We start from the raw sequence: 12,648 nt of genomic DNA, 5'->3' as shown, positions 1-12,648 counted from the left end.
TCTCAATTACTCTTTCCATCCCAAAACTCAATAAATAGGAAACCATTATCTTCATTTCTCCTGTAGCACGAATAGATAAAGATCAACTATTCATCGAATGTACTTTATCAATTTAGATACGTTATCACATTTATTAATAGGACTATGCACATTATTTTCTATTTAAAGACAAAAATGATAAAATCTTTAGACTTGTTCACGCTTTCATTATACAACGAAAGGAAACCGTCTAAAAGACTAGACGGTTTCCAAAACGGAATTTTATTCTTACGCTTTACCGTTAGAACCGAATTCGCGAATTTTACCAATAACAGTTGCTTTGATAGCGTCGCGGCCAGGTCCGATAAATTTACGAGGATCGTAAACTTCTTGGTCTTTGTTTAATACTTCACGAACAGCTTTTGTAAACTCGATTTGGTTCTCAGTGTTTACGTTGATTTTTGAAGTACCTAAAGAGATAGCTTTTTCGATATCAGCAGTTGGGATACCAGTACCACCATGTAATACTAAAGGTACGCCAGTGAAGTCACGAACTTGTTCCATTTCAGCGAATCCTAAGTTAGGCTCACCTTTGTAAGGACCGTGTACAGAACCTAAAGCTGGAGCTAGGCAATCGATACCTGTTGCTTCAACAAGGTGCTTACACTCTGCTGGGTCAGCGTAAATTACGCCTTCAGCGATTACGTCGTCTTCTTGTCCGCCAACTGTTCCAAGCTCAGCTTCAACAGATACGTTACGAGCGTGTGCGTATTCTACTACTTGTTTAGTAGTTTCAACGTTTTCTTCGAATGGGTGGTGAGAAGCGTCGATCATTACAGATGTGAAACCTGCATCGATTGCTTCTTTACATTTTTCGAAGCTTGAACCATGATCAAGGTGAATCGCTACAGGAACAGTGATGTTCATTTCTTCGATTAAAGCTTTAACCATAGCTACAACTGTTTTGAAACCAGTCATATGACGAGCTGCACCCTCAGATACACCTAGGATTACAGGAGATTTTTCTTCTTCCGCAGCAGCTAAGATAGCTTGAGTCCACTCTAAGTTGTTCATGTTGAATTGACCAACTGCGTATTTTCCTTCTAGTGCTTTGTTTAGCATTTCTTTCATAGAAACTAAAGGCATGGTGAATCCTCCTAAAAAACGTTTTTTGTATCCGATAAGTTCTTATCGCTGGTAGTATGACCAGAATAAGGTAAAATATGTATATCTACATACCGGACTTTTTTCTACACTCAATAGGATAACAACTTGTACTCAAAAACTCAACCGTATTCACCTGCACAATAGTCCATGTAAACGCTTTTTTCCATATTTTTTATAAAAAATTCATTTTTACGCCTCTACAGCGAGCTCATTTCTCACAGCTTGACGAATTTCATCAATATCAAATGGTTTAGCAAAATGCATTAAAGCACCTAAATCTTTTGCTTCTTGGATCATATCAAGCTCTCCATAAGCAGTCATTAAAATTACTTTAATACTCTCATCAATTTCTTTTACATGCTTTAAAATCTCTATACCATCCATGCCTGGAATTTTCATATCTAACACTACTAAATCTGGATTATCTTTTTTCACGATATCTAAAGCTTGAAATCCATTTGCTGCTTGGAATGTCTGATAACCTTCTTTTTGGAACACTTCATGTAATAGCACACGAATCCCATATTGATCATCAACGATTAAAATTTTACCTTCCATAATTCCCAACCTTTCTGTGTAAGTACAAGATTTAAAGCTTCTTATATCTTAACGATTTATTTTCGCTATTCTTTGGCAAATTCCTTCCTATTCTTTCTTATTTTACCGTTTCTTATTTTGTTATGCTACCCTACGATTTCACCTTTCTAAAAAAATAAACTATAATGAAAGCCGGCAAACACGTACGAAGGGAGTAACATTATGTTAAAAATTTTTTCAACTCAATTAAGTGGTTATTTCTCCAGAGTTTCTCAAAAAGAAGAAATGAATATAGAAGATAGTGCTCGTTTACTTGCTCAAGCACTAGTTGGCGATGGTTTCATTTATTTACATGGTACAAATGAAATGGAAGGCGTTGTTGCCGAGGCACTATTCGGTGCTGAACCAATGAAGCAAGCAAAACGCTTATTTGAAAATGGTAAAGAAGCAGAAGTAACCTCTGCGGATCGTGTACTTCTTATTAGCCGTTTTTCAACAGATGAAGCGGTTGTAGAAATTGCAAAAAAACTACAAGAAGAGGGACACTCTATTGTCGGCATTTCTGCTCTTCAAGAAGGTACGGAATCACTCGAACGATATACAGACGTACATATTGATACAAAACTGTTAAAAGGTCTTATTCCAGACGATGAAGGTAATCGCTACGGATTCCCAAGTTTAATAGTAGCTTTATTTGCTTATCACGGAATCAAATTTACAATCGATGAAATGTTAAATGAATATTAAAAAAAGCGCCTTATTTCAGGCGCTTTTTTTATTACTTGCTCTCTTTATTCGTAATAGAAGCTCTTACGAAGTCATGGAACAATGGTTGTGGACGGTTTGGACGAGAAACAAGTTCTGGGTGGAACTGTGCTGCCACGAACCAAGGGTGGTCTTTTAATTCAATGATTTCAACTAGACGGCCGTCTGGGCTTGTACCAGAGAATACAAATCCTTCTTTTTCCATATCCGGACGGAACTGGTTGTTGAACTCATAACGATGACGATGACGCTCATATACAACCGGCTCATTATAAGCATTGTAAGCATTTGTTTCTTCAGCAAGCTTACATGGGTATAGACCAAGACGAAGTGTACCACCTAGGTCCTCTACATCTTTTTGTTCTGGTAATAAGTCGATGATTGCATATGGTGTGTCAGGGTTGATTTCAGAAGAGTTAGCACCTTCTAAACCTAATACATTACGTGCGAATTCGATTGATGCAAGTTGCATACCTAAGCAAATTCCTAAGAATGGAACTTTGTTTTCACGAGCATATTGAATCGCAACGATTTTACCTTCTACACCACGATCGCCGAAGCCACCTGGTACAAGGATACCATCTGTATCGCCAACTAATTCTTTTACGTTTTCTGCTGTTACATGCTCAGCATTTACCCATTTTACTTCTACATCTGTGTCGAATGAGTAACCAGCATGACGAAGTGCTTCTACAACAGAAATATAAGCATCTTGAAGTTCTACATATTTACCAACAAGAGCGATTTTTGTTTTCTTAGAAAGATTACGCACTTTGTTAACTAGCGCAGTCCACTCTGTCATATCTGCAGCTGGATTGTCTAATTTTAAGTGATCACAAACGATTTGGTCCATGTTTTGTTCTTGAAGAGATAATGGAACCGCATATAAAGTATCTGCATCGCGAGCTTCGATAACTGCTTTTGTATCGATGTCACAGAATAATGCAAGCTTGTCTTTCATATCTTGAGAAACAGGCATTTCTGTACGAACAACGATAATGTTTGGTTGAATACCTAAGCTACGAAGTTCTTTAACACTATGTTGTGTTGGTTTTGTCTTCATTTCACCCGCTGCTTTTAAGTACGGGATTAACGTACAGTGAATGTACATTACATTGTCACGACCGATGTCGCTCTTAATTTGACGGATTGCTTCTAAGAATGGTAGAGACTCGATATCACCAACAGTTCCACCGATTTCTGTAATAACAACATCCGCATTTGTTTCACGACCAGAACGATATACGCGTTCTTTAATTTCGTTAGTAATATGAGGAATAACTTGAACTGTTCCTCCTAAATATTCACCGCGACGCTCTTTTTGAAGAACTGAAGAGTAAATTTTACCTGTTGTTACGTTGCTGTATTTGTTTAAGTTAATGTCGATGAAACGCTCATAGTGACCAAGGTCTAAGTCAGTTTCTGCGCCATCATCTGTTACGAATACCTCACCGTGTTGGTATGGGCTCATAGTCCCTGGGTCTACGTTAATGTATGGATCAAACTTTTGAATCGTTACGTTTAAACCACGATTTTTTAAAAGTCTTCCAAGAGATGCTGCTGTAATACCTTTTCCTAAAGACGATACTACACCGCCTGTTACAAAAATATACTTAGTCATGAAAAAGCTCCCTTCTATTTTGCTGTTATATAATCACCGTTGCAAAGCGCAACGTATGTAGATAACACTGTATCCATCTTATTGTTAGACTCTTTTTATTTTCTAAACAAAAAACAAAAAAGAAAATTGCTCCCCTCATCACAAAAAGTAATAAGTAGGGAGCAATTTTCTTTTATATTTACACTTTAAAAGTATTATCGTCCTTTTTTAAAGAGCCCAAAAATGATTCTACATGGACGATAATGAAAAGTCAAGAACTACAGTTCTTCCTCTTCTTCTTCTTCAGTTTCATCATACTCAAGTTCTTCTTCAGCGAAGTCGTCGTCATCTTCGTCTAAATCATCAAGATCGTCGTCATCTCCGTCTTCTTCTTCAAGAACCTTGTCCAAATCTTCTACATCGTCTTCATCTTCACTTACGTCTGCATCGTCGAAGTCATCTTCGTCTTCTTCAATGTAGTCGTCAAAACCGTCTTCTTCAACTTTACGTTTCTTCTTCGGTTTTGGTTGAGGCAAGATTTCTTCATCAATTTGCTCATATGGGTACCAGCTGCGTAGTCCCCAACGATTTTCTCCTAAATTAATGAAACGTCCATCGATGTTTAAGTCTGTATAAAATTGTGCGATTTTCGCATTAACTTGCTCTTGAGATAGTCCCAGCACTTGAGCGATTTCTTGAACCAACTCGTTGAATGTCGTTGCTTGTTTTTTATCCCCTAAAACGCTATGTACAACTTCAATCATTGAACATTCTTTTAGCTCTTCTGGTGAATATTGCTTAAAATCCACTTATGCGGCACTTCCTTTCATCAAATATAACCTTATATATAACGGCCTGCTTAAAAAAATCCATACTATTCATTATAAACAAAAGTCGCACAAATATGCTACAAAAAAAACGGGAAACTTTTATAGGGTAGTAAAATTATAATTTGTCTGTTCCTTATTTCGGAAGCATATGGGCCCCTTGCAATACATACCTAATTTGCATTTCTGTATATTCTTCGAGCGTATACAGTTTTTGCAGCGCCCAGCGTCTAAATCCCCACATCTGTCCTTGTATAAAAATATTATGCGCAAGAAGCTGTATTTCTTTTTTATTTAATGTAAATGTTCCATTTTCCGTACACTGTTCTAAAATATTCTCGAACATTCCTACCATTTGAAACTCCTTTTCTAATACATACGGAAGTGATTCTTTCGGTAAAAAGCGTACCTCTTGATACATTATCAATACTTCTTCCTGTAATTCGTCCATCACTTTAAAGTAATTCGTTATTGCTATCTTTAAACTTTCTATACTCCCTTTTTCTGTACACACTACTTCCTCTAATCTTTCTTTTACATGTTCATATATACTATCACAAACTAAATATAAAACATCATCTTTTGTACGAATGTACTCATAAAGTGTCCCTATACTAAACCCAGCCGCTTTTGCAATCTCTCTCGTTGTTGTACGCGGAAATCCTTTTTGTTTAAACAGTTGCACCGCACCTTTAATCATTTGTTCACGTCTTAACGCAACTAATTTTTCATCTTTCACCGATGCATGCACATTATGTTTAACCATTCCCTTCACCTCTCTCTATTATTTTTTGGAAGGAAAAAGCGTAGGAAAATACCTACGCTTTCGTTCCTACTTCGTTAACATACGAGAAATTACAAGCCTCTGAATCTCTTGTGTTCCTTCATATATTTGTGTAATCTTTGCATCTCGCATATAACGCTCTACTGGATAATCTTTCGTATAACCGTAACCACCAAATACTTGCACCGCTTCAGTCGTCACCTTCATCGCTGTATCTCCTGCAAATACTTTTGACATCGCTGATTCTTTTCCATACGGAAGCCCTTCTGATTCAAGCCAAGCCGCTTGATATGTTAAAAGGCGTGCTGCTTCTACATCTGTTGCCATATCCGCAAGTTTAAAGCCAATCCCTTGCTGCGCCGCAATTGGTTTTCCAAACTGATGGCGCTCCCTTGCATATTCTACAGAAGCATCTAAAGCCCCTTGTGCAATCCCAACAGCTTGCGCCGCAATACCGTTACGACCTCCATCTAATGTTTGCATCGCAACTTTAAACCCTTGCCCCTCTCCTCCAAGTAGATTCTCTACAGGAATACGGCAATCTTCAAACATAATTTCAGTCGTTGGTGAAGAGCGAATCCCTAGCTTGCTCTCCTTCTTCCCAACTGAAAATCCCGGTGTATCACTTTCTACAATAAATGCACTCGTACCGCGCTGCTTCGATTCAGGATCAGTTAGCGCAAAAACAACATAAATATCAGCAATACCGCCATTTGTAATGAAAATTTTTGATCCATTTAAAATATAATGATCGCCATCTCTCTTTGCGATTGTCTTCATTCCACCAGCATCCGATCCAGATCCTGGTTCCGTTAAGCCGTATGCACCAATTTTCTTCCCTTCAGCCATCGGCCGTAAAAACTTTTGCTTTTGCTCTTCCGTCCCAAATTTAAAAATTGGCCATCCCGCAAGTGAAGTATGCGCAGACAGTGTTACACCTGTTGAAGCACAAACGCGAGATAATTCTTCAATAGCGATTACGTATGCTAAGTAATCGCTTCCAATTCCACCGTACTCTTCAGGCCATGGAATACCAGTTAAACCAAGCTCTGCCATTTGATCAAATAACTCTCGATCAAATCGCTCTTCTTCATCACGCTCAGCTGCTGTTGGTGCCACTTCATTTTTAGCAAAATCTCGAACCATTTTTCTTATCATTTCATGTTCTTCTGATAGTTTAAAATGCATCTCCGTCTCCCCCTCGCCCTTTTATAAAGCACGGCTAATAACAAGTTTCTGTATTTCACTTGTTCCTTCATATATTTGCGTAATTTTCGCATCACGGAAAAATCGTTCTACTGGATAGTCTTTCGTATAACCGTAACCACCAAATACTTGCACCGCCTCAATCGCGACTTCAACCGCTGTCTTAGAAGCAAATAATTTCGCAATAGATGCTTCTTTACCGCATGGTAATCCTTGTGCCCTAAGAGATGCCGCTCTATATACGAGTAACCTTGCTGCCTCGACACTTGTTGCCATATCTGCAAGCTTGAAGCCAATCCCTTGCTGCGCCGCAATTGGCTTCCCGAATTGCTCTCTTTCTTTTGCATAATCAATTGCACAGCCAAGCGCCGCTTCAGCAATTCCTAAAGCCTGCGCACCGATTCCAATTCGCCCAACATCTAAATTCGCCATCGCCACTTTGAATCCTTGTCCTTCTTCCCCAAGTAAATTCTCAGCTGGCACTTTCATATCTTCAAAAGTAAGTTGTACTGTACGAGAACCGAGAAGTCCCATCTTATGTTCATCTTTTCCAATGATTAAACCAGGTGTATCTTTCTCTACTATAAATGCAGAAATACCACTTTTTCCTGCCTCTGGATTTGTAGAAGCGAATACAATGTATGTACTTGCTTCACCACCATTTGTAATAAACACTTTCGATCCATTAATAATATAATGATCACCTTTTTTCACAGCTCTTGATTTCAAACTCCCTGCATCTGATCCTGCATTTGGCTCTGTTAAAGCAAATGCACCTAAATATTCCCCGGTTGCAAGTTTAGAAACATATTTTTTCTTCTGTTCTTCTGTTCCAAAATATAAAATCGGATTCATTCCAACTGACGTATGTACAGCTAAAATTACACCAACTGTTGCACTTACCTTTGAGATTTCCTCAATTGCTAGAATGTAAGAAATAAAGTCCATTTCTGCCCCGCCGTATTTTGCAGGCGCTGGAATACCCATTAATCCAAGCTCACCCATCTTTTGCAAAATCTCTTTCGGGAACACCCCTTGTTCCATACTAGGAACAAAGGGAGCTATTTCCTTCTGTGCAAAATCCCGAACCATTTTCCTCATCATTTGCTGCTCTTCATTAAAACGAAAGTTCATATATTCCGCCTCCATTTGCTATATATCCTTTAAATAATTTGGTAAGACCACTATGTTGTAACAAAGGGGGCATTTATTCGTAAACGTAGAATCCACGACCTGTTTTACGCCCTAACCATCCTGCATTCACATACTTACGTAATAATGGACATGGGCGATATTTACTATCTCCTAATCCTTCATGCAACACTTCCATAATGTATAAACACGTATCTAAACCGATAAAATCAGCGAGTGTCAAAGGCCCCATCGGATGGTTCATACCAAGCTTCATGACTTCATCAATTGCTTCTTTCGTCGCTACACCTTCATATAACGTATAAATTGCTTCGTTAATCATCGGTAGTAAAATGCGGTTTGATACAAAACCTGGGAAATCATTCACTTCAACTGGTACTTTCCCAATTTTTTTCGTAATATCTTCAATTGCTTCATATACCGCATCATCGGTAGCCAAACCACGAATAATCTCAACAAGCTTCATAACTGGAACTGGATTCATAAAGTGCATACCGATTACTTTTTCCGGACGCTTCGTTACCGCTGCAATTTCTGTAATTGGCAGAGATGACGTATTCGTCGCTAAAATTGCGTGTTCTGGAGCAATTTCATCTAGATTCGCAAAGATTTTCTTTTTAATATCCATTTTCTCAACAGCTGCTTCAATAATAAGATCCGCTTCTTTCACACAATCTAAATCAAGCGTTACTGTAAGACGATTTAATGTCGCTTCCTTCTCTTCTTCCTTCATGCGGCCTTTTTCTACTTGGCGCGCTAAGTTTTTCGTAATGATAGCCATTCCTCTATCTAATTGCTCTTGCTTTAAATCTTGTACCTTCACGTCATATCCTGCCATTGCACATACTTGTGCAATTCCTGATCCCATTTGCCCTGCACCAATTACAACAATGTTTTGTACACCCATTTTTTCTTCCCCCTTAATTGTTAATAAATTTTATACCCTCGAACTTTAATTAGTGGACTTCAATCATCACTGCGTCCCCTTGACCGCCACCGCTACAAATCGAAGCAATTCCAATTCCGCCGCCGCGCTGCTTAAGTGCATGGATTAGTGTAACGATAATGCGCGCTCCGCTTGCTCCAATTGGATGTCCCATCGCTACCGCGCCGCCATTTACATTCAATTTTTCCGGATCAATTCCTGCGATTTCTGTACTTGCAATTGCTACCGCTGCAAATGCTTCATTAATCTCGAATAAATCGATGTCTTCAATTTTCTTGCCTGTTTTTTCAAGCAATGCGTTAATTGCATAACCTGGCGTTCTTGGGAAATCTTTAGATTCCACTGCAATTGCTGTATGTGCCAAAATTGTCGCTAATGGCTTTCTTCCTTCTTGCTTCGCTCTGTCTTCGCTCATTAATACAAGTGCGGCACCACCATCATTTAGTCCCGGCGCATTACCAGCTGTCACCGTCGCTGTCTTATCAAATACAGGTTTTAACTTTGCTAACTTTTCAATCGTTGTATCTTCACGTGGCGCCTCATCCTTTGCAACGACAATAGGATCGCCTTTTCTTTGCGGAATCGTTACTGGCACGATTTCCTCTTCAAAACGCCCTTCTTTATGCGCTGAAACCGCACGCTGATGGCTACGATATGCCCATTCATCTTGCGCTTCGCGAGAAATTCCATCTTCCTTCGCAACTTCTCCACCATAAACACCCATGTGTGTACCTGAAAATGCACATGTTAAACCGTCAGCAACGTTTAAATCAACAACTTCGTTATTGCCCATTCTGTATCCCCATCTTGCTCCGCGTAAAATGTAAGGACTGTTACTCATCGACTCCATACCGCCAGCTACAATTAGTGATTGATCGCCAGTACGAATAATCTGATCCGCCAATGTAACCGCACGAAGTCCTGATGCACAAACTTTATTCACTGTTTCCGTCTGCACTTCCCATGGGATTCCAGCAGCCCTTGCAGCTTGGCGCGATGGAATTTGCCCCTGTCCACCTTGAATAACCGTTCCAAATATAACTTCTTCAACATCACTAGCCGCAACATTTGCTCTTTCAAGCGCTGCTTTAATTGCAATTCCTCCAAGTTCCGTCGCTTTTACATCTTTTAAAGATCCTCCAAATTTTCCAACTGGTGTTCTTGCAGCACTTAAAATAACTGTTTTACTCATGTTTCTTTCCCCCATTTCATTTTTTAACACTGAGCGCTCGCTCGGTATCCCTACGTTGAGAAGAGGTGCAATCATTGCACCTCTTTCTAAAGTTGTATACATTCTTACAAACTACATCGCTTCTTTTTTCTGTCCGATAACAGATCGTTCTAAAATCTCTGTCACATCAAGAGTTTGAACCTTCTCTTCTACCTCTTTCGCTTTCGTTCCATCACTGATCATCGTTAAGCAATATGGACAACCTGTACCGATAATGGATGGCTGTACAGCTAATGCTTGTTCTGTACGAGCAACGTTAATACGTGAACCTGTTGTTTCTTCCATCCACATTAAGCCACCACCTGCGCCACAGCACATTCCCGTTTCACGGTTACGTGCCATTTCTACAAGATTCACTCCAGGAATCGCTTTCAAAATGTCACGTGGCGCTTCATACACTTCGTTGTATCTTCCTAAATAACAGGAATCATGGTACGTAACTGTTTCTTCAATAGCGTGAACAGGCTTTAAGCGCCCTTCTTTCACCCACTGAGCTAACAATTCTGTATGATGATAGACTTCTGCTTGCAAGCCAAAGTCCGGATACTCATTTTTAAATGTGTTATAAGCATGAGGATCAATCGTAACGATTTTCTTCACTCCTGCCTTTTCAAATTCTTCGATATTCTTTGTCGCCATCTCTTGGAATACAAATTCATTCCCAAGGCGGCGTGGTGTATCTCCAGAATTCTTTTCTTTATTACCGAGAATTGCGAATGAAATGCCTGCTTCGTTCATTAACTTCGCAAACGATATCGCAATCTTCTGACTACGATTGTCGTATGATCCCATTGAACCAACCCAGAATAAATACTCGAATTCCTCCCCAGCTTTTGATTTTTCTTTTACAGTTGGAACTGTTACTTCGTCATCACCTTGGCGCCATGTTTCACGCTCTTTACGGTTCAGCCCCCACGGATTTCCTTGACGCTCGATATTTGTCATCGCGCGTTGTGCTTCCGCGTCCATTTTCCCTTCAGTCAAAACGAGATATCGACGTAAGTCAATAATTTTGTCAACATGCTCATTCATAACTGGGCATTGATCTTCACAGTTACGACACGTTGTACATGCCCAAATCTCTTCTTCTGTAATAACATCTCCGATTAAACTCGGATCGTAAGCGAGCGTTGTAGACGCTGATTCTTGTTGCCCTTTTCCAGCTGCCATCATCGCTAACTGATTTCCTTGTGTATTATTGAAGGCAACTACTGGAACCCACGGTGCTTTTGATGTTACCGCAGCTCCTTTATCAGTTAAATGATCGCGAAGTTTTAAAATTAAGTCCATCGGTGATAACATTTTTCCTGTTCCTGTTGCCGGACACATGTTTGTACAACGGCCACACTCTACACAAGCGTATAAGTCAATAAGTTGATTTTGTCTAAAGTCTTCAATTTTACCAACACCAAATGTTTCTTGCGTTTCATCTTCAAAATCAATCTTTTCAAGCTTCCCTGGGTTTGAAAGACGACCGAAGAATACATTAGCTGGTCCTGCAATTAAATGCGCATGTTTTGATTGTGGAACATACACTAAAAACGTTAACAAAATTAGTAAATGCACCCACCAAGAAAAATAGAACACTGAAATGGCTACGGTTTCATTTATCCCGCTAAAAACGTAAGCGATTGCAGAAGCAATTGGTTCACTCCATGAAAGCTCCTCGCCATGCCATATAAGTCCCATACCGTTACCAAGTAGCACAGAAATCATTAAACCACCGATAAAAATAAGAACAAGACCTGATTTGAAGTTACGTTTTAAACGAACAAGCTTTTCTACATAACGTCTATGAAAAGCCCAAAATACTGCAATTAAAATAACAAGTGTGACAATTTCCTGGAAGAATGTAAATGCAGGGTATAGTGGTCCAAGTGGAAGATGTGATCCTGGTGCGAGTCCTTTCCAAACGAAGTCAATTGCTCCAAATTGGACAAGAATAAATCCGTAAAAGAACATAACGTGAATGATGCCGCTTTTCTTATCTTTCAGCAGCTTTTTCTGACCGAAAACATTGACCTTAAGGAGATCCCAACGCTCTTTAAAACGACGGTCAAACTCAATTTTTTTTCCTAATTGTATGTAGGCCATTCTCGTCCGTATAAGATATACAAACAAATATCCTGCATAAGCAATAACAGCAATGGCAGCCAGCCAATTAATAATCAGTAAGCTATTCATTTTTATGCTACCCCTCTCTTTGTAAGCCCTCTTTCTTTTTGAATCTTCAAAAATATATAATTTTCTGAATTATATCCCCTATCCCCATTATATAATGAGTGAGCATTCAGTCAACAGTTTTTTGTTATAGAACAACACATTTTTTCATAAAGCTGTTTATTTCGGTGAAACTATAAAGTGAAACTTTAACCAGTACAACATCTATCCTCTAAAGAAATTTATAATAACAGCCGTGATACCCATATCATTTGTAACACACTGAAGGTGAAA

At 39.2% G+C, this 12,648-nt stretch carries 11 protein-coding genes; 1 reads left to right on the top strand and 10 read right to left on the bottom strand.

The genetic code is table 11. From position 1 onward, the window contains the following. Window positions 1–267: 267 nt before the first annotated feature. Together D1166_RS21535 and spo0F are read right to left on the bottom strand one after the other, a co-directional pair. The gene (locus D1166_RS21535; protein ID WP_001131855.1) at window positions 268–1,125 is read right to left on the bottom strand and encodes a class II fructose-bisphosphate aldolase; all 858 of its coding nucleotides are present in this window, start codon (window positions 1,123–1,125) and stop codon (window positions 268–270) included. Between the two features lie 210 nt (window positions 1,126–1,335). Further along, window positions 1,336–1,704, bottom strand: a complete 369-nt coding sequence (gene spo0F, locus D1166_RS21530; protein ID WP_000398594.1) for a sporulation initiation phosphotransferase Spo0F — start codon at window positions 1,702–1,704, stop codon at window positions 1,336–1,338. A 201-nt stretch (window positions 1,705–1,905) separates the two neighbouring features. Between spo0F and D1166_RS21525 the strand changes: the two genes are divergently transcribed. Further along, complete coding sequence (locus D1166_RS21525; RefSeq protein ID WP_000912402.1) at window positions 1,906–2,430, top strand: DUF2529 domain-containing protein; 525 nt, start codon at window positions 1,906–1,908, stop codon at window positions 2,428–2,430. Window positions 2,431–2,461: 31 nt separating this feature from the next. On the opposite strand, the gene pyrG is transcribed toward D1166_RS21525, so the two are convergent. The 8 genes from pyrG to D1166_RS21485 form a co-directional block, all read right to left on the bottom strand. After that, on the bottom strand, window positions 2,462–4,069 hold the full coding sequence (pyrG, locus tag D1166_RS21520) for a CTP synthase (RefSeq protein WP_000170460.1): 1,608 nt from the start codon (window positions 4,067–4,069) through the stop codon (window positions 2,462–2,464). Window positions 4,070–4,326: 257 nt separating this feature from the next. Beyond that, window positions 4,327–4,857 (bottom strand): DNA-directed RNA polymerase subunit delta, encoded by a 531-nt coding sequence (gene rpoE, locus D1166_RS21515; RefSeq protein ID WP_000346280.1) that lies wholly within the window; start codon window positions 4,855–4,857, stop codon window positions 4,327–4,329. Window positions 4,858–5,011: 154 nt separating this feature from the next. After that, window positions 5,012–5,641: a TetR/AcrR family transcriptional regulator gene (locus tag D1166_RS21510; protein WP_000238599.1), complete on the bottom strand. Its 630-nt coding sequence runs from the start codon at window positions 5,639–5,641 to the stop codon at window positions 5,012–5,014. A gap of 66 nt (window positions 5,642–5,707) precedes the next feature. Beyond that, on the bottom strand, window positions 5,708–6,847 hold the full coding sequence (acdA, locus tag D1166_RS21505; RefSeq protein WP_050822179.1) for an acyl-CoA dehydrogenase AcdA: 1,140 nt from the start codon (window positions 6,845–6,847) through the stop codon (window positions 5,708–5,710). Window positions 6,848–6,868: 21 nt separating this feature from the next. Beyond that, entirely contained in the window at window positions 6,869–7,999 is a 1,131-nt protein-coding gene (locus D1166_RS21500) for an acyl-CoA dehydrogenase (RefSeq protein ID WP_001011179.1), read from the bottom strand. A gap of 73 nt (window positions 8,000–8,072) precedes the next feature. Then, window positions 8,073–8,924: a 3-hydroxybutyryl-CoA dehydrogenase gene (locus D1166_RS21495; protein WP_000538880.1), complete on the bottom strand. Its 852-nt coding sequence runs from the start codon at window positions 8,922–8,924 to the stop codon at window positions 8,073–8,075. A gap of 49 nt (window positions 8,925–8,973) precedes the next feature. Continuing rightward, a complete protein-coding gene (locus D1166_RS21490) occupies window positions 8,974–10,257 on the bottom strand; it encodes an acetyl-CoA C-acetyltransferase (RefSeq protein ID WP_002005994.1) in 1,284 nt (427 codons plus the stop codon). A gap of 9 nt (window positions 10,258–10,266) precedes the next feature. Then, window positions 10,267–12,378 carry a (Fe-S)-binding protein gene (locus D1166_RS21485; protein WP_001086776.1) on the bottom strand — a complete coding sequence of 704 codons (2,112 nt, stop codon included), beginning with the start codon at window positions 12,376–12,378 and terminating at the stop codon, window positions 10,267–10,269. Between the last annotated feature and the right edge of the window lie 270 nt (window positions 12,379–12,648).

This window comes from Bacillus sp. ISO11 (assembly GCF_003458115.1).
Classification (GTDB): domain Bacteria; phylum Bacillota; class Bacilli; order Bacillales; family Bacillaceae_G; genus Bacillus_A; species Bacillus_A cereus.
Note: the sequence above shows the minus strand (reverse complement) of the source record. Positions and strands in the feature narration are given on the sequence as shown.